21 protein-coding genes are annotated in these 21,536 nt (G+C 66.8%); 3 read left to right on the top strand and 18 right to left on the bottom strand.

Features of this window, described 5'->3' with window-relative positions; translation table 11 throughout:
* Positions 1–22 precede the first annotated feature (22 nt).
* A complete protein-coding gene (locus tag EJK91_RS04090) occupies positions 23–1,138 on the bottom strand; it encodes a hypothetical protein (protein WP_125078321.1) in 1,116 nt (371 codons plus the stop codon).
* Positions 1,138–2,277, bottom strand: coding sequence for a phosphotransferase family protein (locus EJK91_RS04085; protein WP_125078342.1), 1,140 nt, complete (start codon positions 2,275–2,277; stop codon positions 1,138–1,140). Before EJK91_RS04085 ends, EJK91_RS04090 begins: the two co-directional genes overlap by 1 nt.
* Before the next feature lie 45 nt (positions 2,278–2,322).
* Here EJK91_RS04085 and EJK91_RS04080 point away from each other — a divergent pair, with 45 nt between their 5' ends.
* The 3 genes from EJK91_RS04080 to EJK91_RS04070 are packed head-to-tail and all read left to right on the top strand — an operon-like array spanning position 2,323 to position 4,620.
* The gene (locus EJK91_RS04080; protein ID WP_024442450.1) at positions 2,323–2,925 is read left to right on the top strand and encodes a TetR/AcrR family transcriptional regulator; all 603 of its coding nucleotides are present in this window, start codon (positions 2,323–2,325) and stop codon (positions 2,923–2,925) included.
* Between the two features lie 4 nt (positions 2,926–2,929).
* A complete protein-coding gene (locus tag EJK91_RS04075) occupies positions 2,930–3,625 on the top strand; it encodes a PIG-L deacetylase family protein (RefSeq protein WP_125078320.1) in 696 nt (231 codons plus the stop codon).
* Positions 3,622–4,620, top strand: a complete 999-nt coding sequence (locus EJK91_RS04070; RefSeq protein ID WP_024442452.1) for a Gfo/Idh/MocA family protein — start codon at positions 3,622–3,624, stop codon at positions 4,618–4,620. The genes EJK91_RS04075 and EJK91_RS04070 overlap by 4 nt, the downstream gene beginning before the upstream one ends.
* Positions 4,621–4,640: 20 nt before the next feature.
* On the opposite strand, the gene EJK91_RS04065 is transcribed toward EJK91_RS04070, so the two are convergent.
* The 16 genes from EJK91_RS04065 to EJK91_RS03990 all read right to left on the bottom strand — a co-directional run bounded on the left by EJK91_RS04065 (position 4,641) and on the right by EJK91_RS03990 (position 21,460).
* Complete coding sequence (locus EJK91_RS04065; protein ID WP_024442453.1) at positions 4,641–5,129, bottom strand: flavin reductase family protein; 489 nt, start codon at positions 5,127–5,129, stop codon at positions 4,641–4,643.
* A gap of 39 nt (positions 5,130–5,168) precedes the next feature.
* Positions 5,169–6,770: an NADH-quinone oxidoreductase subunit NuoN gene (gene nuoN / locus EJK91_RS04060; RefSeq protein ID WP_024442454.1), complete on the bottom strand. Its 1,602-nt coding sequence runs from the start codon at positions 6,768–6,770 to the stop codon at positions 5,169–5,171.
* A gap of 2 nt (positions 6,771–6,772) precedes the next feature.
* Positions 6,773–8,398: an NADH-quinone oxidoreductase subunit M gene (locus tag EJK91_RS04055; protein ID WP_125078319.1), complete on the bottom strand. Its 1,626-nt coding sequence runs from the start codon at positions 8,396–8,398 to the stop codon at positions 6,773–6,775.
* Complete coding sequence (gene nuoL / locus EJK91_RS04050; protein WP_125078318.1) at positions 8,395–10,329, bottom strand: NADH-quinone oxidoreductase subunit L; 1,935 nt, start codon at positions 10,327–10,329, stop codon at positions 8,395–8,397. Before nuoL ends, EJK91_RS04055 begins: the two co-directional genes overlap by 4 nt.
* A gap of 15 nt (positions 10,330–10,344) precedes the next feature.
* Positions 10,345–10,644 (bottom strand): NADH-quinone oxidoreductase subunit NuoK, encoded by a 300-nt coding sequence (gene nuoK, locus EJK91_RS04045; protein WP_024442457.1) that lies wholly within the window; start codon positions 10,642–10,644, stop codon positions 10,345–10,347.
* Positions 10,641–11,498, bottom strand: a complete 858-nt coding sequence (locus EJK91_RS04040; protein ID WP_125078317.1) for an NADH-quinone oxidoreductase subunit J — start codon at positions 11,496–11,498, stop codon at positions 10,641–10,643. Before EJK91_RS04040 ends, nuoK begins: the two co-directional genes overlap by 4 nt.
* Positions 11,498–12,067 carry an NADH-quinone oxidoreductase subunit NuoI gene (gene nuoI, locus EJK91_RS04035; protein WP_024442459.1) on the bottom strand — a complete coding sequence of 190 codons (570 nt, stop codon included), beginning with the start codon at positions 12,065–12,067 and terminating at the stop codon, positions 11,498–11,500. Before nuoI ends, EJK91_RS04040 begins: the two co-directional genes overlap by 1 nt.
* Positions 12,060–13,292 (bottom strand): NADH-quinone oxidoreductase subunit NuoH, encoded by a 1,233-nt coding sequence (gene nuoH / locus EJK91_RS04030; RefSeq protein WP_125078316.1) that lies wholly within the window; start codon positions 13,290–13,292, stop codon positions 12,060–12,062. The genes nuoI and nuoH overlap by 8 nt, the downstream gene beginning before the upstream one ends.
* Entirely contained in the window at positions 13,289–15,697 is a 2,409-nt protein-coding gene (locus EJK91_RS04025; protein WP_125078315.1) for an NADH-quinone oxidoreductase subunit G, read from the bottom strand. Before EJK91_RS04025 ends, nuoH begins: the two co-directional genes overlap by 4 nt.
* Positions 15,694–17,046, bottom strand: coding sequence for an NADH-quinone oxidoreductase subunit NuoF (gene nuoF, locus EJK91_RS04020; RefSeq protein WP_024442462.1), 1,353 nt, complete (start codon positions 17,044–17,046; stop codon positions 15,694–15,696). Before nuoF ends, EJK91_RS04025 begins: the two co-directional genes overlap by 4 nt.
* On the bottom strand, positions 17,043–17,822 hold the full coding sequence (gene nuoE / locus EJK91_RS04015) for an NADH-quinone oxidoreductase subunit NuoE (RefSeq protein WP_036457865.1): 780 nt from the start codon (positions 17,820–17,822) through the stop codon (positions 17,043–17,045). The genes nuoF and nuoE overlap by 4 nt, the downstream gene beginning before the upstream one ends.
* A gap of 59 nt (positions 17,823–17,881) precedes the next feature.
* Complete coding sequence (gene nuoD, locus EJK91_RS04010) at positions 17,882–19,186, bottom strand: NADH dehydrogenase (quinone) subunit D (RefSeq protein WP_024442464.1); 1,305 nt, start codon at positions 19,184–19,186, stop codon at positions 17,882–17,884.
* Positions 19,186–19,887 carry an NADH-quinone oxidoreductase subunit C gene (locus EJK91_RS04005; RefSeq protein WP_051190254.1) on the bottom strand — a complete coding sequence of 234 codons (702 nt, stop codon included), beginning with the start codon at positions 19,885–19,887 and terminating at the stop codon, positions 19,186–19,188. Before EJK91_RS04005 ends, nuoD begins: the two co-directional genes overlap by 1 nt.
* A complete protein-coding gene (locus EJK91_RS04000) occupies positions 19,884–20,438 on the bottom strand; it encodes a NuoB/complex I 20 kDa subunit family protein (RefSeq protein ID WP_024442466.1) in 555 nt (184 codons plus the stop codon). The genes EJK91_RS04005 and EJK91_RS04000 overlap by 4 nt, the downstream gene beginning before the upstream one ends.
* A 22-nt stretch (positions 20,439–20,460) precedes the next feature.
* Positions 20,461–20,838: an NADH-quinone oxidoreductase subunit A gene (locus tag EJK91_RS03995; RefSeq protein ID WP_024442467.1), complete on the bottom strand. Its 378-nt coding sequence runs from the start codon at positions 20,836–20,838 to the stop codon at positions 20,461–20,463.
* A gap of 217 nt (positions 20,839–21,055) precedes the next feature.
* Positions 21,056–21,460 carry an Rv3143 family two-component system response regulator gene (locus EJK91_RS03990; protein ID WP_024442468.1) on the bottom strand — a complete coding sequence of 135 codons (405 nt, stop codon included), beginning with the start codon at positions 21,458–21,460 and terminating at the stop codon, positions 21,056–21,058.
* Positions 21,461–21,536: the final 76 nt, after the last annotated feature.

Here is a 21,536-nt window from a genome sequence, read left to right as displayed (position 1 = left end):
ACAACCCGCTTAGCGCTGAGCGCTAGGGCGCCATGGTGATCCAGTCGGGGAATCCCGTCGGGTCATGCCGGCCCAGCACACCGTGCTCGTAGAGTCCCCAACCCTCGACCGGGGCGGCGTCGCCGTCGCGGCACACCGCGCGCCCCACGTGGTCGATCATCCCGAAGCTGGTGCGCCCCAGGATGCCCGGATCGGTCATGTCATAGGTCAGGCGCTCGGTGAACTTCTCACCCTTCCACTCGCCGTGCAGCCAGTCGATGTCGCCGCCGTAGCCGCCGCCGACGTGAATGGGCACCGGCAGTTTGGATTCCACCTCGAACACCACTGGAGTGCCATCCGGGCGCGTGGCCTCGATGGTGGCCCCGGTGGCGATGCGGGTGCCGGCGCGGTAGCGCGTGGAGATCCGTGGCCACCCCAACTGTTCGACACGGCCATCGCGCCAGACCCGGCTGCAGTCGTTGAGTGAACGGAAACCGTTGGGCTCCTCCTGGATGATCATCACCACCGCGAAGTCCTGGAACGCCATTGGCAGATACAGCCACCACATGCCATCGAACGGCGGGTCGGCGGGCCGGCCCGCCGGTTCGCGTTCACCGACCGGGCGAATTCCCCAGGAGCGGTCGCGTGAGCCGATCCAGATCGCGGGGTCGACGGCGATCTCCTCGCCATCGATCACGATCTGCCCACTCCACGAGCCCAATTGAGCGAAGCGCTGCGCGTCCAGGGTCACCCGGTTGCCGGTCCGCAGGATGTGCCGCTGCTCCTGCACCGGGTCGAACAGCCCCTCCCAGCGCAGATCCAGCGCGATGCCCTCGGTCTCCTCCATCACCACCCGCAGAGAGCGCAGCGGATCGGTGACCTCGATGCGGTAAGCGCCGATCCGCTGATTGAGCCGATCTTGGTCGATGGCGTCGGACAGGTGCACCGCGGTCTGGGTGTCGCCGCGGCGTAGGAGCACGTAGGCGTCCTTGACACCGAGGTTGGGGTAGTAGCCGCACCCGGTGATCAAAAAGATGTCCCCGGTGCGGTCGTGGGCGTTGAGATAGCACCGGTCGTAGAAGTTGCGATCCGAGGAGCCCGGCCAGGCGAGCGGCTGTGGCAATTGGTGGATCGGGAATTCGTCGAGTGGCCCCAGCATCAGCTCTGTTCTCCGATCAACTTCTTGAGCAATCCGGCGTGATAGAACAACGATTCGGGATTCTCGGGCTTTTCCATCTCCCCGAAGTGCACCCGACGGGCCCCGGTGCGCATGAACACGATCGCCCACATCACGCCGGCATAGACGTAGAACCAGTGCAGGTCACCGAGTTCGACGCCGGTGAGCTTCTGGTAGGTGGCCCGCACGTCCTCTCCGCGTAGCACCTGCGGGAGCCCGGGGAGTCCAGCCAGTCCAGCGAGTTCCTCGAAAACCAAGTGCGCGAAGATAATCCACGACACATCGAGCTCGCGCGGCCCCAGGGTCACCATCTCCCAGTCCAGCACGGCAACGGGCTGGAAGTCGCGGTAGAGCACGTTGCCGACCCGCGAGTCGCCCCAGCACAACACCGTCTCGCCGGCGGCCGCGCCGTCCGGCCAGTTCTCCTCCAGCCAGCCCAGGGCGCGGTCCAACAGCGGCGAACATCCCATGTCGGGCACCGCGAATTCGTACCACTGCCGCACTCCCTCGAAGTGTCGGTGCAGCGCGGTAGCCCCATCCGGCCCATCGTCGAGGAACGCGAAGGTCTGTTCGGCATTCGGAATGGCGTGCAGCTTGGCGAGCACTTCGACGGTGGAGTCCTGCAGGGTCCGCTGCTGCTCGGCTGTCGCGTCAGAGAACCAGTTGCTGCCGAAGGTATAGGGCATGACGTCGGGAGGCACCTCGCCGTCGATGCGGTCCATCAGGAAGAACGGTCGGCCCAGCACGTCTCCGGTCGGTTCGAGCCAGCGGACCTTCGGCACTGGGACATCGGTGAGTTCACCCACCAGTCGCATCACCTCGAACTGGTGATCCAGCCGGTAGGTCGGAAACACCGGGACGTCTTCGGCGGCCGGTCCCACACGCATCACCCAGCGCTGCTCAATCGGGGCGCCGTCGGCCGTCCAGCGGCCGGTGAGCATGATGGTCTCCGACGACATGCCGTTGGTGTCGACGCCGCTTTCCACGGTGATCTCCGGCGTGGCCGCGCCGGGCAACTGGGTGGCAAGCCAGCGAGACATTACCGTGGGCAGTGTGGTGACATCGCGGCTAGAACGTTGGATCCGGCCGACGTCCTTTTCCACAGTCGGTTGGTCGACCACGGTTGTATCCTCCGTCAAGGTAATTACGATACGACAGGTAGCGTTATGAAAGCAGAACGTTCGGCCGTTGACAAGGGGTCCGGCGCCGGACGCCCTCGTGATCCCCGCATCGACGGTGCCATATTGCAGGCCGCCGCGGAACTGGTTGTCGAAGTCGGATATTCGAATCTGAGCCTGGCGGCCGTCGCCGAGCGCGCCGGCACCACCAAGACCGCGTTGTACCGCCGGTGGCCCAGCAAGGCCGAACTGGTGCACGAGGCCGCGTTCTCGGTGCCCCCGAGCGCGGTGACTGCGCCGCCGGGCGACGTGTCCGGCGACCTCAAGGCGATGATGGCCGGCGCGCGCGACGCGTTCACCAACCCTGTGGTGCGGGCGGCGCTGCCCGGCTTGATCGGCGACATGGCGACCAACGCCGAGCTGACCGCGCGGATCCTGGACCGCTTTCAGGGCCTGTTCGAGGTGATGCGCCACTGGGTGGCCGATTCGGTGAGCCGCGGCGATGCACGAGCCGATGTGGACCCCGACCGGCTCGTCGAGATTATCGGCGGTGCGACGTTGCTGGCGATGATGCTTCGTCCCGACGACGACCTCGACGACGACTGGGTGCAACGGATCGCGGACATCATCGCCCACGGCGTGATGGCATAGACCCATGGCTCAGCCGATCGGGCCCAGCGGGCCGCAGCCCTTCCCGCAAGACTGGGCGTCGCTGCTGGTGTTGGTGCCGCATCCCGACGACCCCGAGTACGGCATCGCCGCCGCGGTGGCCAAATGGACTGCCGCCGGCAAGACCGTCCGCTATGCGTTGGCCAGCAGCGGGGAAGCAGGCATCGCCGGCATGGAGCCGGCGCAGGCCGGGCCGCTGCGCGAGGATGAGCAACGGCGGGCGGCGGCCATCGTGGGGGTTCCTGACGTCGACTTCTGGGGCTTCCCGGACAGCAACATCCGCAATACGCCGGAGTTGCGCGCCAAGATCGCCTCGGTGATCGGTGAGGTGCGCCCCGACGTGGTGGTGACGATCTACGGCGGTGCGGAGTTCGGGCCGGGGGCGCCCAACCAGCGCGACCACATCGAATTCGCCGCCGCGGTCACCGACGCCTGGGACAGTTGCGAGGACCCGCCGCGCTGGCTGTTCCAAGGGGGCCCGGGACCCACCCACGTCGAGGATGTGGGTAACTACCTCGACATCGCGGTGGACTCCCTGGCCGCCCACGAGGTCTACCTATCGGTCCTCGACCCCGCCACGCCGGTAGCCGAGCAGGCACGCCGGGTGGTCGACATGACGACCTCGGCGCAACCCGGTCGCCGGCTGGCCGGGTTCTTGCTGCAGCGGAGCTCCGTCGCATGACCGGCACCAGGACGGTGCTGCGTATCGGCGTGCTCGGAGCAGCGCGGATCACCCCGGACGCACTGCTCAAACCGGCCGCCGCCAACCCTGAGGTCGTGGTGAGCGCAGTGGCCGCGCGCGACATCGGCCGGGCTCGGGCGTTCGCCGCGAAACACGGCATCGCCCGGGTGCATGACAGCTACAACGCACTGATCGCCGACCCCGAGGTCGACGCCATCTACAACCCGTTGCCGAACCACCTGCACGGCAGGTGGACACGCGCCGCACTGGACGCCGGCAAGCATGTGCTGTGCGAGAAGCCGTTCACCGCCAATGCCGAGGAAGCCCGCGAGGTGGCCGCGGCGGCCGCGGGCTCTGATCGGGTGGTCATGGAGGCCTTCCACTACCGCTACCACCCGATGACCGCGCGCATCGAAGAGATCATCGACTCGGGGGAGTTGGGCGAGCTGCGGCAGGTCGACACCGCGCTGAGCTTTCCGCTGCCCCGGTTCTCCGACATCCGCTATCACTACGCGCTGGCCGGCGGGGCGTTGATGGACGCGGGCTGTTATGCGGTGCACATGGCCCGCACCTTCGGCGGAGCTACCCCGGAAGTCGTTTCCGCGCAGGCGAAGTTGCGCGACCCGCTTGTCGACCGGGCCATGACGGCACAGCTGCGGTTTCCGGCCGGGCACACCGGCACCATCCGCTGCTCGCTGTGGTCATCGAACCTGCTGCAGATCAGCGCCCGGGTGATCGGCGAGCACGGCGAGCTGCGAGCGCTCAACCCGCTGATGCCGCAGTACTTCCACCGCTTGCGGGTCAGCTCGCCAAAGGGCAGGCGCGTCGAGCGATTCACCCACCGGGCGTCCTACGCCTACCAGCTCGACGCGTTCGCCGACGCGGTGTTGCGCGGCGTGCCGGTGCGCACCACTCCCGAGGACGCGATCGAGAACATGACCGTCATCGACGCGATCTATCAGGCTTCCGGTCTTCCGCTGCGAGAGCCGGGCTAAGCGCTGCTCGGGCCGTTCAGTCAGGCTTTGTGGCCCGGTTCGAGATCGTTGACGTCGGAAAGCGTCAGCAGGTCATCGTCGCTCTGGGCGGCATATCCGGCCACCGGGTCCAGCAGGTAGCCCATGTGGTCGCCGAGGTCGATCCGGCGCAGCGTCTTGCCGACGAACCAGGCCGGCGCATGGTCGAGGATTGGCATTCCCGCGGGACCGCTGTGCCAGGCGCAGCGCTCGAACTTGTCGATGTCGTCGCCGGTCTGACCGCCGAACAGCCGGGCCAGCTCGATGTCGCGGCGTGCCAGGACGTGAACGGCCAAGTGCTCGGACTCGGCAGCCACCTCGAAGGTGTGGTTGCGCTTGGACATGCCGACCAGAAATCGCGGCGGCTCGATGCTGGCCTGGGTGGCGAACCCGACCAGACACCCCGAGGCGCGCTGATCGGTCGCCGTGGTCACCACGAACATCGTGTAGTCCAGCATGGCGACCAGCTGCTGGAATGACTCGTCTGGCATCTCTCCATGTGTACCCCCTGCACGGCGGGCATGTTGCGCTTACTGCGCGAATTGGGTTGCGGCGTCCACCAGGTCGAGCAGCGGCTGCGGCAGCACCCCTAGCAGCACGGTGATCGCGGCACACAGCGCGATGGCTGCCTTGCTCCACACGCTGGGCAGCACCAGTTGCGGTGGGTCGGCGGGGGAGTCGGTGAAGAACATCAACACGATCACCCGGACGTAGAAGTAGGCGGCGACACCGCTGGCGATCACGCCGACCACCACCAGTGGTGCCGCACCGCCCTCGGCAGCGGCCTTGAACACCGCGAACTTGCTGATGAAACCACTGGTCAGCGGGATGCCGGCGAACGCCAGCAGGAACATCGAAAACAGTAGGCCCACAACGGGGTAGCGCCGGCCCAAACCGGCCCACCGAGACATGTCGAGCTCTTCCTCGCCGCTGGAGCCGCGGATCAGGTTCACCACCGCGAAGGCACCCACCGTGGAGAAGCTGTAGGCGACCAGATAGAACAGCGTGGCGGAGATGCCGGCCGGGATCGCCGACAGCACACCGGTCAGCACAAAGCCCGCGTGGGCGACCGAGGAGTAGGCCAGCATCCGCTTGACCTCGGTCTGGGTGATCGCCGCGATGGTAGCGACCACCATGGTCAGCACCGCGATCAGCCACAGCAGCGGCCGCCAGTGGTCATGCAGCGCAGGCAGTGCGACGTAGAGGATCCGCAGCATCGCCCCGAACGCGGCGACCTTGGTGGCCGCCGCCATGAAGCCGGTGATCGGCGTCGGCGCCCCGACGTAGACGTCGGGAACCCACGAATGGAATGGCACCGCGCCGACTTTGAAGAACAAGCCCACCAGCAGCAGCCCAGCCCCGATCAGCGCCAGCGGGTCGCTGCTGTGGGCGAACAACTGCTCACCGATGTCCGGCAGCGTCAGCACCCCGGTGGCGCCGTAGAGCAGCGCGGCGCCGAACAGGAACAGCGCCGAAGAGAAGGCGCCCAGCAGAAAGTACTTCAGCGCCGCTTCCTGCGAGAGCAGACGGCGGTAGCGGGCCAGCCCGCACAGCAGGTAGAGGGGCAGTGAGAGCACTTCCAGCGCCACGAACATGGTGACCAGGTCGTTGGCGGCGGTGAACACCATCATGCCGCCGGCGGCAAGCACGGTCAGCGGGAATACCTCGGTCTGAGCCACCCCGGCTCGCGCCGCGTCGAGTTCGGCGACGCTGTCCGGCACTGCCGACGCCTGCGGAGTGAACGCGTCCAGGCCCGCACGTGCCGGGGCTGCGGGGGCTGTCGCCGCTCCCGGACCTTCGGGAACTCCGGCACCGATGTTGCGCTCGGAGATAAACAGCACGGCCATGATCCCGACCAGCACGATGGTGCCCTGCAGCACCAGTGCGGGCGCGTCGACGGCCAGCGCGCCCAGGACCGCGATGCGGCCACCGGTCGGCAGATCACGGCCCACCACGACGATCGCGGCGAACGTCGCGACTAAACCGCCGACAGCGAGCAGGACCTGCATTACGTAGCGCGCTCGGCGCGCAATGAACGCCTCGAAGAGCACACCCGTCACCGCAGTGCCGAAAACGATCAGCAGGGGCAGGACAAGGCTGTATTCGACGGATGGGATAGGCATGCCCGCCATGGTCAGTGCGCCCCCTCAGCGGTCAGTGGTGCCGGATCGGTCTCACCGATCGTGGTCAAGGTGTGCGCGACACCCGGATTGATGATGTCCAGCGCGGGTTTGGGGTAGAAGCCGAGGAACAGCAGCAGCGCGATCAACGGCGTGACGACCAGCAACTCCCGCGGCACCAGATCGCGGATGCGCTCATTGCCCGCCGTGACCGGGCCGGTCATCACCCGCTGATACAGCCACAACATGTAGATCGAGGACAACACCAGCGCCGTGGAGCCGACCGCCGCCGCCACCCAGTACCGGTTGAACGTGCCGACCAAGACCAGGAACTCGCTGATGAACGGGGCCAGACCGGGCAGCGACAGGGTGGCCATCGCGGCGACCATGAAGGTGCCGGCCATCACCGGCGCCACCTTCTGCACGCCGCCGTAGTCCGAAATCGCCCGGGCACCGTCGCGCCGGGACACCAGGAACCCGGCGATCAGGAACAGTGCCGCCGTCGACAAGCCGTGGTTGAGCATGTACAACGTCGAACCGCTCTGCCCCTGGCTGGTCATGACGAAGATGCCCAAGATGATGAAGCCGAAGTGCGAGATCGAGGTGTAGGCGATCAAGCGCATCATGTCGCGCTGGCCGATCGCCACCATGGCCCCGTAGACCACGCCGATGACCGCCAGCACGATGATGACCGGACGGAAATATGTTGAGGCGTCGGGGAAGAGCTGCAGGCAGTACCGCAACATCCCGAAGGTCCCCACCTTGTCCATCACCGCCATCATCAGCACGGCAGTGGCCGGGGTGGATTCCACGGCGGCATCGGGCAGCCACCGGTGCAGTGGCCACAGCGGGGCTTTGACCGCGAAGGCGAACATGAAGCCGGCGAAGAGCAGCTTGAGTACACCCGGATCCACCGTCGTGGTCGCCGGGGAGAAGATCGAGACCAGTTCACGGAAGTCGAAGGTGCCGCCGGAGGCGCCGTCGCCGGAACTCACCACGTACACCCCGATCACCGCGGCCAGCATGATCAGACCGCCGAACAGGTTGTACAGCAGGAACTTCAGGGCCGCTTGGGAACGCTTGGCGCCATTCCCGAAACCGCCGATCATGAAGTACATCGGGATGAGCATCGCTTCGAAGAACACGTAGAACAGCAGCACATCCAGCGAGACCAGCGAGATCAACACCATCGCCTCGACGGTCAGGGTCAGCGCGGCGAACGCGTGCGGGCCGCGGGCTGACGAGCGCAAGCGCAGCGCAGCCGGGCGCTGGGAGTCGTTGGCATCGGCACCGTTCTGATCGGCCCGTTCGCCGTCGTTCCAGCCGGCCAACATCAGCAACGGCACCAGTCCGGCGGTCAACAACGCCAGGATCACCGCGATACCGTCCACTCCGAGCGTGTAGCTCGCGCCGAATGCCGGTATCCAGGAGTGCGACTCGACGAACTGGTAGGGGGCTGCCACCGGGGTCGTGTCGAAGCCGACGGTGACCACGATCGCGATCGCCAGCGTCGCCAGGCTCACCAGCAGGGCGGTCCACTTCGCCAGTGCTGCCGCTCGGGCCGGCAACACGATGACCAATCCGGCGCCGACCAGCGGTACCAACCACAGCAGGCTCAGCCAGGGCACGTTGTTGTTCACAGCTGCACCGCCAGCACGAGTGCGACGACCAGGACCGTACCGGCCAGCATGGTCAGCGCGTAGGAGCGCACGAAACCGGTCTGCAGGCGCCGCACCAGGTATGACGCGATCGCAACCAGGCCGGCTGTCATGTTGACCGAGCCATCAACCACCCGGTCGTCGACGCCGACCAGGCCTTGTGCCAGTCGGTTACCCGGACGCATGAGCACCTCCTCGTTGAAGGCATCGCCGTAGAGATACTTGCGGGCCGCCACCGTCAGCGCCGACACGTCGGTGGGCGCGGTGATCGGTATCGGCTTGCGGCCGTACATGTTGAAGGCCACGGCGACACCGAGTAGGACAACTCCGAGGGTGATCGCGCCGGTGAGCCAGGCCGGGATGGCGTGCGCGTGCTCGGCAACCGGCGCTACCCGGGTGACCACCGGCTCCAGCCAGTGCTCCAGGCGCCCGCCGATGGCCAGCGCGGCGCCGGCGAACACAGCGCCCAGAGCCAGCACGATCATCGGCCAGGTCATCACCCGCGGGGATTCGTGCGGGTGCTGCAGCACGCGGTCCGCACTCACCTCGCTCTCATCGGCGGCCCAGCGGCGCTCGCCACCGAACGTCATCAGCATCACCCGGGTCATGTAGAAGGCGGTGATGCCGGCGCCCAGGATGGTGACCGCCCCCAGCACCCAGCCGCGGGTGCCGCCGGATGCCAACGCGGCCTCGATGATGGCGTCCTTGGACCAGTAGCCGGCGAACGGCGGCACCCCGATGATCGCGAGATAACACAGTCCGAACGTCGCGAACGTCACCGGCATGAAGCTGCGCAGGGCGCCGTAGCGGCGCATGTCCTGTTCGTCGTTCATCCCGTGCATCACCGACCCCGAGCCCAGGAACAGCCCGGCCTTGAAGAAGCCGTGGGTAAGCAGGTGCATGATCGCCACCGCATAGCCGGCCGGGCCCAGGCCGGCGGCCAGCACCATGTAGCCGATCTGGCTGACCGTGGAGGCGGCCAGTGCCCGCTTGATGTCGTCGTTGGCGCAGCCGATGATCGCGCCGAACAGCAGCGTGAGGGCACCGACCACGACCACCGCCAGTCGGGCGTCGGGGGACAGATCGAACACCGGTCCGGACCGCACGATCAGGTAGACACCGGCGGTCACCATGGTGGCGGCGTGGATCAGGGCCGACACCGGGGTCGGGCCTTCCATGGCGTCGAACAACCAGGCCTGCAGCGGGACCTGCGCGGATTTGGCGCAGGCACCCACTAATAGCAGCAGGCCGATCGCGGTGGTCAGGCCGCTGGGGCCGGCGTCGCCGACCGCGCCGAACAGCCCGTCGTAGGACAGCGTGCCGAATCCGGCGAACATCACGAACATGGCCAGCGACAATCCGATGTCGCCGACCCGGTTGGACACGAACGCCTTCTTGCCGGCCGCGGCCGCCACCGGCTTGGCGTACCAGAAGCCGATCAGCAGGTAGGACGCCAGGCCGACGCCTTCCCAGCCGACGTAGAGGCCCAGGTAGTTGTCGGCCACGACCAGCAACAGCATCGCCGCGACGAACAGGTTGAGGTAGGCGAAAAACCGTCGCCGGTCCGGGTCGTGCTTCATGTAGCCGGTTGAGTAGATGTGGATCAGTGCGCCGACGCCGCTGATCAGCAGCACGAAGCAGATCGACAGCTGGTCGATCAGTATCCCGAAATCGACGTGCAGGGCACCGACCGGCACCCAGCTGAACAGGTGCGTGTGAATCGCCCGGTCTTCGCCGTCGCGGCCGAGCATGTCGGCCAACAGGGCCAGGCCGATCCCGAACGAGCCGAGCACCGTGGCACAGGCCAGTAGGTGGCCCCACCGATCGGTGCGGCGCCCGCCGAGTAACAGGATCAGGGCACCGGCCGTCGGAAGGGCCACCAGCAGCCAGCTCAGCTGGCTCAGATTCGTCATAGAGCTCCCCAACTCCTAGCCGCGCAGTAGGTTCGCGTCGTCGACCGAGGCGGATCGCCGGGCCCGGAAGATCGTCATGATGATGGCCAGGCCGATCACCACCTCGCAGGCGGCGACGACCATGGTGAAGAACGCGACCATCTGTCCGTCGAGCTGGGAGTGCAGCCGAGCGAAGGTGACGAACGCCAGGTTGGCGGCGTTGAGCATCAGCTCGACGCACATGAACATCACCAGCGCGTTGCGCCGCAACAGCACTCCGGTGGCGCCGATGGTGAACAGCATCGCCGACAGGTACAGGTAGTTCTCCGGATTCACTGGTCCGATTCCTCCCCGTTGGCCGCGGCGGTGCTGATGCGCCGCTCCTCGGCATCGCTCCGCTCTGAACCGTCGGCGGCGGCCGCGTTGCCGGTGGAACCGACCCAGCGGTGCGTCAAGGCGTCCGACACCGACAGCTCGGAGTAGGTCCCGTCGGGTAGTCGCGCGGCGATGTCGACAGCGTTGTGGCGGGCGTACACCCCGGGCGTCGGCAGCGGGGTGGCCCGCCGGCCGGATTGGAAACGCTGGATGGACAGCTCCCGCTGCGTCATTCGCGGCTGCAGTCGTTCGCGGTGCGTCAGCACCATGGCGGCGAGCACCGCGGTGATCAGCAACGCACTGGTGAGCTCGAACGCCCACAGGTAGCGGGTGAAGATCAGCGCCGCCAGTCCCTCGACATTGTGCTGGCCCAGGTCCGCCGAGCCGGTGCCCGTCGCGGCGGGCGTGCCGATGCTTCGCAGGTGCGTTGTGGCGCTGCCGATTCCGGCGATCAGCAGCATTCCGAAACCGATGCCGGCGAGCGTGGCGCCGACTCGCTGGCCACGCAGGGTTTCCACCAGAGACTCGGCGGAGTCGACACCGATCAGCATCATCACGAACAGGAACAGCATCATCACCGCGCCGGTGTAGACGACGATCTGCACCACGCCCAGGAACATGGCGTCTTGCACGAAGTAGAACACCGCCAGGATCAACATCGTCATCGCCAGAAACAGCGCCGAGTAGACCGCCTTCGCGGCGGTGACGACGCCGATGGCACCGATGACGGCGATGACGCCCAGGACCCAGAACACGACCGCTTCCCCGGTCGAGGTGCGGACGACGATATCGGCGGCGAGCAGTGTGGTGCCCATCAGGCTTTACCCTGCTTGACTCGGTTCAGCATCACGAACAGGTCTGGCTCGGCATCGAGCCCGGCCGGGCTGACCCGGCCCAAGTAGTAGTCCTTCTCGGTGGCGCCGGGCGGCATCGCGTGCGGCGGCGCGACCATGCCCGGTTCCAGGGGCGCCAGTAGCTGGTCGCGTTCCCAGATCAGGTCGGCGCGGTTGTCGGCGGCCATCTCGTAGTTGTTGGTCATGGTCAGCGCGCGGGTGGGGCAGGCCTCGATGCACAGTCCGCAGCCGATGCAGCGCAGGTAGTTGATCTGGTAGACGCGCCCGTAGCGTTCGCCGGGGGAGAAGCGTTCCTCGTCGGTGTTGTCCGCGGCTTCCACGTAGATGGCGTCGGCTGGGCAGGCCCACGCGCACAATTCGCAGCCGATGCACTTCTCCAGCCCGTCCGGGTGCCGGTTGAGTTGGTGACGGCCGTGATAGCGCGGCGCCGTGGGCTTCTTGCGCTCGGGGTAGCCATCGTTGATCGGCCGCTTGAACATCGTCTTCCAGGTGACGCCGAACCCGGCCAGGGCGTCTCTCAAGCTAGCCATTGACGTCCTCCTTGACCCGCGATGGATTGCGTTGCGGCAGCGGTGGTGTCGGAAATGCCCCCTCGGACGAAGGCACTGCGACGGCTGGCGGCGGCGATTCGTCGAGGCGGCTGTTGAGCGCGCTGAACTTGCGATGCAGCGCCACCAGCAGCACCACCGTGGTCAGCGTGCTGATACCGGCCAGTGCCAGTTGCCAGTGCTGGTAGCCGTCGTTGCGCATGCTGCGCAGCACCGCGGCGAGCATTACCCACGACAATGCCACCGGGATCAGGATCTTCCAGCCCAGCGCCATGAACTGGTCGTAACGCAGCCGGGGCAGGGTCCCCCGCAGCCAGATGTAGATGAAGATGAAGCACCACAGCTTGAGGGTGAACCACAGCAGCGGCCACCAGCCGGTGTTGGCGGCCGGCCACATGTTGAACGGGAACGGCGCGTGCCAGCCGCCGAGGAACAAGGTGACGGCGACGGCCGAAACCGTGGCCATGTTGATGTATTCGGCGAGGAAGAACAGCGCGAACTTCAGCGACGAGTATTCGGTGTGGAAGCCGCCGACCAGTTCGCCTTCGGCCTCGGGCAGGTCGAACGGCGCGCGGTTGGTCTCACCGACCATCGCGGTCAAATACACCAGGAAGGCCGGCATAAGCAGGAATGCGAACCATGCCCGATCCTGGGCCGCCACGATGCCCGAGGTCGCCATGGTCCCGGCGTAGAGGAACACCGACGCGAACGCCAGACCCATGGCGACCTCGTAGGAGATCACCTGGGCGGTGGAGCGGATTCCGCCGAGCAGGGGATAGACGGATCCGGACGACCAGCCGGCCAGGATGATCCCGTACACCCCGATCGAGGACATCGCCAGCACGAACAGCACTGCGATCGGCAGGTCGGCCAGCTGCAGCGCGGTGCGGTGGCCGAAAATGCTGACCTCGGGACCGAGCGGGATCACGGCGAATGCGGTGATCGCCGGCACCGTCGAGATGATCGGCGCCAACGTATATATCACCCGGTCGACGTTGAAGGGGGTGATGTCCTCCTTGAGCGCCAGTTTGATCGCATCGGCCAGGCTCTGCAGCCAGCCCTTCGGCCCGACGCGGTTGGGTCCGGGGCGCATCTGCATGCGGCCCACGACTTTTCGTTCGATGACGATTGCCAGGACCACCGTCAGAATCAGAAACACGAAGACGCCGAGGACCTTGACCAGCATCAACCACCAGGGATCGGTCATGAGCTGCGTCCTATCTGTACCGTCGCGCCGGGGGTGACTCCCAGATCCCGATGCACCGCGCAGCCGTGCGAATTCATCGGCAGCCACACCACGTTGTCGGGCATCTCGGTGATCACCAGCGGCAGGGTGATGCTGCCGTGCGCGGTGCTGACCGTGACCGGCTCGTCATCGGCCACACCGATATCGGCGGCCGTGGTCGCCGACAGACGCGCCACCGGTTTGCGGGCGGTGCCGGCCAGATTCGGTTCGCCGGCTTGCATCCGGCCCTCGTCGAGCAGCATGCGCCAGCCGGCCAGCACGGCTTCGCCGGTGCCGGGCTGCGGTGGTGACCCGGCGGCGACGTCGGGGCCGGCGACTCGCTCACCGGACCAGGCGCCCAGCCCCGCCAGTTCCTCGCGGGCAGCTTCCAGCGTGCCCAGCCCCAGCGCGACGCCCATCTCCTCGGCGAGGACGTCGAGCACCCGCCGGTCGGGCAGGGCGCCGGTGTCACCGAGCGCGACACCGAACCGCCGATGGCGGCCTTCCCAGTTGACATAGGTGCCGGACTTTTCGGCGGCGGCGGCCACCGGCAGCACCACGTCGGCGCGTTCGGTGACATCGCTGTGCCGCAACTCGAGACTGACCAGGAATCCGACCGCATCCAGGGCGGCCAGCGCCGCTGCCGGGTCGACCAGGTCGGTCGGCTCCAGCCCGCCGACCACCAGTGCCCCCAACGTTCCGTCGGCCGCGGCCGCCAGGATGGCGTCGGTATCGCGACCCGTCTGCGCCGGCAGGTCGTCGGAGCCCTCGAGACCCCACGCCCGCGCCACCTCGGCCCGCGCCGCCGGATCCCCCAGCGGACGTCCGCCCGGGAGCAGGCCGGCCAGCGCCCCGCCGTCCAGTGCTCCGCGTTCTCCGGCTCGGCGGGGCACCCAGGCCAGCTTCGCGCCGGTGGCTTCGACCAGCCGGATCGCCGCCGACAGTGCTCCCGGTGAGGCCGCCAACCGCTCGCCGACCAGCACCACCGCGCCCGGTTGGCGAAGCGCTTGCCCCAGATCGGATTCGTTCCCGGTGTGCAGGCCGTCCAGCGCCGCCGCCTCACCGCCGGGAACCACTGCCAGCAGGGTGCCGAACATCTTGGTCAGCCCGCGAACGGCGAACGGCGCCAGGCTGAACACCTTGGTGGCGTTCTTGCGGGCCGCCTTGCGCAGTCGCAAAAAGACGATCGGCGATTCTTCCTCGGGTTCCAGACCGGCCAGCAGCACCACCGGGGCGGCTTGCAGATCGGCATAGCTGACCTCGATGCCGCGGCCTGCCACCCGGGCGGCCAGGAACGCGGCCTCTTCGGCGGACTGGGCACGCGCCCGGAAGTCGATGTCATCGCTGTGCAGCGCCACCCGGGCGAACTTGGCGTAGCCGTAGGCGTCCTCGGCCGATACCCGGCCGCCGACCAGTACGCCGGTGCGCCCACGTGCGGCGGCCAGGCCACGCGCCGCCACTGCCACCGCGTGCGGCCAGGAGGTGGGGACCAGTTTCCCGCTGTCGTCGCGGACCAGCGGCGTGGTGATCCGGTCGCTCTGGGTGGCGTAGGTGAACGCCCAGCGGCCCTTGTCGCAGTTCCATTCCTCGTTGACGTCCGGGTCTTCGCCGGCCATCCGCCGCATCACCTTGCCGCGACGGTGGTCGGTGCGCTGGGCGCAGCCCGACGAGCAGTGTTCGCAGACGGTGGGGGTGGACACCAGGTCGAACGGGCGCGCCCGGAACCGGTAGGAGGCGCCGGTGAGTGCGCCCACCGGGCAGATCTGCACGGTGTTGCCCGAGAAGTAGGAGTCGAACGGCGTGTCGGTGTAGATGCCCACCTGTTGCAGGGCGCCGCGATCCATCATTTCGATGAACTTGTCCCCGGCGATCTCATCGGCGAACCGGGTGCAACGTGCACACAGGATGCAGCGGTCGCGGTCCAGCAGCACCTGCGAGGAGATGTTGATCGGCTTGGGGTAGTGACGCTTGGTCTCCTCGAAGCGGGTCTCGGTGCGCCCGTGCGTCATCGCCTGGTTCTGCAGCGGGCACTCACCGCCCTTGTCGCAGGTCGGGCAGTCCAGCGGGTGATTGATCAGCAACAGCTCCATCACCAGGTGCTGGGCCCGATCGGCCTCGGCGGAGGTGTGCTGGGTACGTACCACCATGCCGTCGGCGGCGGCCACCGCACACGACGGCTGTGGCTTGCGCTGGCCCTCCACCTCGACCATGCACTGCCGGCACCAGGCCACCGGGTCCAGCAGCGGGTGATCACAGAACCGCGGGACCTCGATGCCCAACTGTTCAGCGGCCCGAATGATCAAAGTGCCCTTGGGGACCGTGATCTGTTGGTCGTCGATGGTGAGGGTCACCGACTCCTGGCCGTCCGGCTGAGAAGTTTGGGTCACGCCACACCGCCTGCTGCTCCACCTGGCACGAACATGCTCGCTTTCGGGTCGAACGGGCAGCCGCCCTCGAGGTGGGCGATGTATTCGTCACGGAAGTACTGGATCGACGACTTCACCGGCATGGCCGCGCCGTCGCCCAAGGCGCAGAAAGACTTTCCGAACAGGACGTCGGCGATGTCCAGCAGGGTGTCGAGGTCTTCGGGGGTACCGCGGCCGGCTTCCAGCCGTTCGTAGATGGGCACCAGCCAGTAGGTGCCCTCACGACACGGCGTGCATTTCCCGCAGGACTCATGCTTGTAGAACTCCGACCAGCGTCCGGCGGCGCGTACCACGCAGGTGGTCTCGTCAAAGATCTGTAATGCCTTGGTGCCCAGCATCGATCCCACCGATGCCATGCCCTCGTAGTCCAACGGGATATCGAGGTGCTCCTCGGTCAGAATCGGGGTCGACGATCCGCCCGGCGTCCAGAACTTCAACCGGTGTCCGTCGCGTATGCCGCCGGCGTAGGCGAGCAGTTCGCGCAGCGTGATGCCCAGCGGCGCCTCGTATTGGCCGGGCCGGTTGACGTGCCCGGACAGCGAATACAGGGTGAACCCGCGCGATTTCTCGGTGCCCATGGAGCGGAACCACTCCGCACCGTTGCGCAGGATCGACGGCACGCTGGCGATCGATTCGACGTTGTTGACCACCGTCGGCGAGGCGTACAACCCGGCCACGGCGGGGAACGGCGGGCGCAGCCGCGGCTGGCCCCGATAGCCCTCCAGCGACTCGATCAGCGCGGTCTCCTCGCCGCAGATGTAGGCGCCTGCTCCGGCGTGCACAGTGATGTCCAGGTCGAAGCCGCTGCCGCCGATGTTGGTGCCCAGCAATCCCGCCGCATACGCCTCGGCGACCGCGGCCTGCATTCGGCGCACCACCGGCAGCACTTCGCCGCGGATGTAGATGAAGGCGTTGCGGGCGCGGATTGCGTAGCAACACACGATCATGCCCTCGATGAGGACATGCGGTGTCGCCATCAGCAGCGGCATGTCCTTGCAGGTGCCGGGCTCGGATTCGTCGGCATTGACCAGCAGGTAGTGAGGACGCGCCCCAGGACCCTCACTGCCTTGGGGGACAAAGGACCACTTGGTTCCGGTGGAGAATCCGGCGCCGCCTCGGCCCCGCAACCCGGAGTCCTTGACCAGTTCGATGACCTCGTCGGGTGTCATCGCCAGCGCGCGCTTCATGCCGACGTAGCCGTCGTGGCGGCGGTAGGTCTCTAGCGTCCAGGACTCGGGCTCGTCCCAGTAGCTGCTGAGCACCGGGGTCAGCGGTGTGCCCTCGGGCGGTGTTCCTTTGGTAAGGGTCATTTCGCACCCCTATCGGTTTTGCTGCCGGGCTCCGGTGCCGTCATCCCGCGCTCACGGGCCACCTGCAGGCCGGCCAGCGTCGCCGCGCCGGCACCTCCTTGGCCGTCGTCGGAGCGTTCGTCCGGGAAGCCGGCGAGAATCCGCTCGGTGGCGGCGAAACTGCACAGCGGCATTCCTCGGGTGGGCCGCACTTCGGCATCGGCGCGCAACTTGTCGACCAGTTCACGCGCCGATTCCGGGGTCTGATTGTCGAAGAACTCCCAGTTGACCATCACCACCGGCGCGTAGTCGCAGGCGGCGTTGCACTCGATGTGCGCCAAGGTGACCGAGCCGTCCGCAGTGGTCTGATCGTTGCTGACGCCCAGGTGTTCCTTGAGCTCGGAGTAGATGGCGTCGCCGCCCATCACCGCACACAGGGTGTTGGTGCAGACGCCGACCAGGTACTTACCGGTGGGATCACGCCGGTACATCGAATAGAACGACGCGACCCCGGCGACGTCGGCGCTGGTCAACCCCAACAGTTCCGCGACGAACGACATGCCGGCCGGTGTGATGTAGGTGTCCTCCGACTGCACCAGATGCAGCAGCGGCAGGATCGCCGAGCGCGGCTGCGGGTATCGGCCGATGATCTCCTTGGCGTCGGCCTCCAGCCGGGCTCGCACGTCGGGGGAGTAGGCGGTCGGGGCGCCGGGGTGGTTGAACTGATTGGGTTCTTCGGGCTGTCGGCCCAGCTGCAGAAAGACTCGGTTGCCGTCGGTCCCGGCGGTCGGCGGCATCAACCGGCCACGCCCGGTCTTGTTGACGCCGACCTTGTCGATCTCGCCTCCTGGCGCGCTCACCGGTCCACCCCGCCCATGACCGGGTCGATGCTGGCGACCGCGGCGATCACGTCGGCGATCAGCCCGCCCTCGCTCATGGCGGCCACTGCCTGCAGGTTGGTGAACGACGGGTCCCGATAGTGCACCCGGTAGGGGCGAGTACCGCCGTCGCTGACCATGTGCACCCCCAGTTCGCCGCGCGGTGACTCGACCGAGACGAACACCTGCCCCGGCGGCACCCACAGATCCTCGGTGACTCGCTTGAAGTGGTGGATCAGACCTTCCATCGAGTGGCCCATGATCCAGCCGATGTGCTCGCGGGAGTTGCCCTGCCCGTCCGGGCCGATGGTCAGGTCGGCCGGCCAGGCGATCTTGCGGTCGGAGACCATCACCGGGCCGGGCTGCAGCTTGTCCAGACACTGTTCGACGATTTTCAGGGACTCCTTGATCTCTGCGATGCGGATCAGGTAGCGGCCGTACGCATCACAGCCGTCGTCGGTGATCACCTCGAACTCGTAGTCCTGGTAGCCGCAGTAGGGTTCCGCACGTCGCACGTCATAGGGCAGGCCCGTCGAGCGCAGTACCGGTCCGGTGATGCCCAGCGCCATGCACCCGGTCAGGTCCAGGTAGCCCACGCCTTTGGTGCGGGCCTTCCAGATGTAGTTCTCGGTCAGCAGGTCCTCGATATCCTTGAGCCGCTTGGGCATCAGCTTGAGGAAGTCGCGAATCATGGGGATCGCGTCGCCGGGAAGGTCCACCGACACCCCGCCGGGCCGGACGTACTGATGGTTCATCCGCAGACCGGTGATCGCCTCGAAGATGTCGAGTACCAGCTCGCGTTCCCGGAAACCGAACAGCATCACCGAGAGCGCGCCGAGCTCCATGCCACCGGTCGCGAGTGCGACCAGATGCGAGGACATCCGGTTGAGCTCCATCATCAATACCCGGATGACGCTGGCGCGTTCGGGGATGTCTTCGGTGATGCCCAGCAGTTTCTCTACCCCGAGGCAGTAGGCGGTCTCGTTGAAGAACGGCGACAGGTAGTCCATCCGGGTCACGAATGTGACGCCCTGGGTCCAGTAGCGGCTTTCCAGGTTCTTCTCGATGCCGGTGTGCAGATAACCGATGCCGCAGCGGGCTTCGGTGACGGTCTCACCCTCGAGTTCCAGGATCAGCCGCAGCACGCCGTGCGTCGACGGGTGCTGGGGCCCCATGTTCACGACGATGCGTTCGCCGGGGTCAGCGGCCTTGGCGGCGTCGACCACCTGATCCCATTCCTGCCCGCCGACATTGAGAACGGTGTGCGGTGTATCGGTGCTCATTACTTGTAAGCCCTCCGCTGGTCCGGCGGCGGTATCTGTGCGCCCTTGTACTCGACCGGGATGCCGCCCAATGGGTAGTCCTTGCGCTGCGGGTGACCGTGCCAGTCGTCGGGCATCTCGATTCGGGTCAGTGAGGGGTGGCCGTCGAAGATGATCCCGAAAAAGTCGTAGGTCTCCCGCTCATGCCAGTCGGTGGTCGGGTAGATGGCGAAGAGCGAAGGAATGTGCGGATCCGCGTCGGGGGCAACGACTTCCAGACGGACGCGGCGGTTGTGGGTGATGGATCGCAGCGGATACACCGCGTGCAACTCGCGGTCGGCGTCGCTGGGGTAGTGCACACCGGAGACTCCGAGGCTCAGCTCGAAGCGCAGTTCCGGCTCGTCGCGCAGCAGCCGGGCGACCGCCGGCAGCTGCGCGCGTGCAACGTAGAGGGTCAGTTCATCGCGGTAGACGACAACTTTCTCAATGGCGTCGGTGAACTCGATTCCGTTGCGCTGCAGCGCGACGCTGAGGGTGTCGACAAGTTCGTCGAAGTATCCGCCGTAGGGCCGCGGGGTCTCGCCGGGGAGCGTGGCCTCGGTGACAAGACCTCCGTATCCGGATGTGTCGCCGGTGCCCGTCGCGCCGAACAGGCCGTGGCGGACCTTGATTAGGTCTTCGGGCCCGTTGCGGTCGCGGTCCCCGCCGCCTGCCTCGCTCACCGCAGCAACCCCCTCATCTGCCAGGTGGACGGCGCCGACAAGGCGGCCTCCTCGGTCGCGGTGATCACCTGTTCTCGGTTGGCACCCAAAGGCATTGAGCGAATCTTCTCGTGCAGCTTGAGGATTGCGTACATCAGCATCTCCGGCCGGGGCGGACACCCAGGCAGGTAGATATCGACCGGGACGACATGGTCCACGCCCTGCACGATCGCGTAGTTGTTGAACATTCCGCCCGACGACGCACACACGCCCATCGACAGCACCCACTTGGGCTCCACCATCTGGTCGTAGATCTGGCGCAGCACCGGTGCCATCTTCTGGCTGACCCGGCCCGCCACGATCATCAGATCGGCCTGCCGCGGTGAGGCCCGGAAAACCTCCATCCCGAACCGGGACAGGTCGTAGTCGGGTGCCATCGTCGACATCATCTCGATCGCGCAACAGGCCAGGCCGAAGGTGGCCGGCCACAGCGACCCGGTGCGGAAGTACCCGGCCAGGTCTTCCACCGTGGACAGTAGGAGCCCGCTCGGCAGTTGCTCTTCTAATCCCATGTCTAAGCCCGCCTACTCCCGCTCAATCCCAATTCAGGCCGCCGCGCCGCCAGACGTAGGCGTAGGCGACGAACACGATGACGGCGAACAGCACCATTTCGATGAGGGCGAACATTCCAAGCCCGTCGAAGGCCACTGCCCAGGGGTAGAGAAAAACGATCTCGATGTCGAAGACGATGAACAGCATCGCCGTCAGGTAGTACTTCACCGGGAACCGCTGCCCGGATGGGGCGTGCGGACCGCTGACCGGCTGGTCTGTGGGCTCGATGCCGCACTCGTAGGCTTCTAGTTTCGACCGGTTGTAGCGCGAGGGGCCTACCAGAGCGGTGGCGACCACGGAAAATACGGCGAAACCGGCGGCGAGCGCGGCGAGGACCAGGATCGGCAGGTAGAGGTTCATGCTCAGTGACGTAGTTCCCTTCCGGGCACCGATGTGACTTCAGGCACAGCCTAGTCTGCTGCCACGAGGCGGTTGGGAAGAATCCGAAATTGCCGACAACTGTGACGGGTATCACCTGTAGCGGTAACGGCGACAGGGGAATTCGGTCCTGAGGCTGCCCTAACCCCGCCGGTTCAGCGAGGCTCGACGCAGGAGAGGTGAGGCTGGGACCGCGGTATCAACCAGGGGTCGGCGTGCGCAGCAGACCCAGCACCGCGCGGCTCAGTTCCATCGGGTCGATCGGGTGGGCCACCGCGGTGTCGGCATGTGACCATTTGGCGAGCCAGACGTCGTCGGCGCGGCCGGTCAGCACCAGGATCGGCGGGCAGGGCGTGATCTCGTCTTTGAGCTGTTTGCAGATGCCCATCCCGCCGGCCGGGGTTGCCTCCCCGTCCAGGATCGCCAGGTCGATTCCGCCGGCATCCATCTGCCGGATCACCACCGGCTCGGTCGCGACCTCGACATAAGTCAGCTCCGGTAGGTCCGGGTGCAGCTGCTTGCCCAACGCGGTCATAACCCGTGCGCGGGTCGCGGCGTCGTCACTGTAGACAAGGATTCGCAGCGCGGCATTGGAGTCGGACACGCACCAGATGCTACTGCGCAGGTCCTGTCGATACACCAGGTTTGGAGCAGCGCCGTCGAAGTGATTGTCGCGCAGG

Source organism: Mycobacterium sp. P7213 (assembly GCF_900604305.1).
Lineage (GTDB): Bacteria > Actinomycetota > Actinomycetes > Mycobacteriales > Mycobacteriaceae > Mycobacterium.
The sequence above is the reverse complement of the archived record's forward strand: the minus strand, read 5'-3'. Positions and strand labels throughout refer to the sequence as shown.

What these genes read in the sequence shown, in the direction of transcription:
- nuoF (WP_024442462.1), bottom strand. Translation starts at nt 17,046, where the DNA reads ATGACCCTTACCAAAGGAACACCGCCCGAGGGCACACCGCTGACCCCG.
- nuoN (WP_024442454.1), bottom strand. Translation starts at nt 6,770, where the DNA reads ATGGCGGGCATGCCTATCCCATCCGTCGAATACAGCCTTGTCCTGCCC.
- EJK91_RS04070 (WP_024442452.1), top strand. Translation starts at nt 3,622, where the DNA reads ATGACCGGCACCAGGACGGTGCTGCGTATCGGCGTGCTCGGAGCAGCG.
- nuoD (WP_024442464.1), bottom strand. Translation starts at nt 19,186, where the DNA reads ATGAGCACCGATACACCGCACACCGTTCTCAATGTCGGCGGGCAGGAA.
- EJK91_RS04040 (WP_125078317.1), bottom strand. Translation starts at nt 11,498, where the DNA reads ATGGGCACCACACTGCTCGCCGCCGATATCGTCGTCCGCACCTCGACC.
- nuoL (WP_125078318.1), bottom strand. Translation starts at nt 10,329, where the DNA reads ATGACGAATCTGAGCCAGCTGAGCTGGCTGCTGGTGGCCCTTCCGACG.
- EJK91_RS03995 (WP_024442467.1), bottom strand. Translation starts at nt 20,838, where the DNA reads ATGAACCTCTACCTGCCGATCCTGGTCCTCGCCGCGCTCGCCGCCGGT.
- EJK91_RS04000 (WP_024442466.1), bottom strand. Translation starts at nt 20,438, where the DNA reads ATGGGATTAGAAGAGCAACTGCCGAGCGGGCTCCTACTGTCCACGGTG.
- nuoH (WP_125078316.1), bottom strand. Translation starts at nt 13,292, where the DNA reads ATGACCGATCCCTGGTGGTTGATGCTGGTCAAGGTCCTCGGCGTCTTC.
- EJK91_RS04075 (WP_125078320.1), top strand. Translation starts at nt 2,930, where the DNA reads ATGGCTCAGCCGATCGGGCCCAGCGGGCCGCAGCCCTTCCCGCAAGAC.
- EJK91_RS04080 (WP_024442450.1), top strand. Translation starts at nt 2,323, where the DNA reads ATGAAAGCAGAACGTTCGGCCGTTGACAAGGGGTCCGGCGCCGGACGC.
- nuoI (WP_024442459.1), bottom strand. Translation starts at nt 12,067, where the DNA reads ATGGCTAGCTTGAGAGACGCCCTGGCCGGGTTCGGCGTCACCTGGAAG.
- nuoE (WP_036457865.1), bottom strand. Translation starts at nt 17,822, where the DNA reads ATGCCGCCGACCGCCGGGACCGACGGCAACCGAGTCTTTCTGCAGCTG.
- EJK91_RS04065 (WP_024442453.1), bottom strand. Translation starts at nt 5,129, where the DNA reads ATGCCAGACGAGTCATTCCAGCAGCTGGTCGCCATGCTGGACTACACG.
- EJK91_RS04090 (WP_125078321.1), bottom strand. Translation starts at nt 1,138, where the DNA reads ATGCTGGGGCCACTCGACGAATTCCCGATCCACCAATTGCCACAGCCG.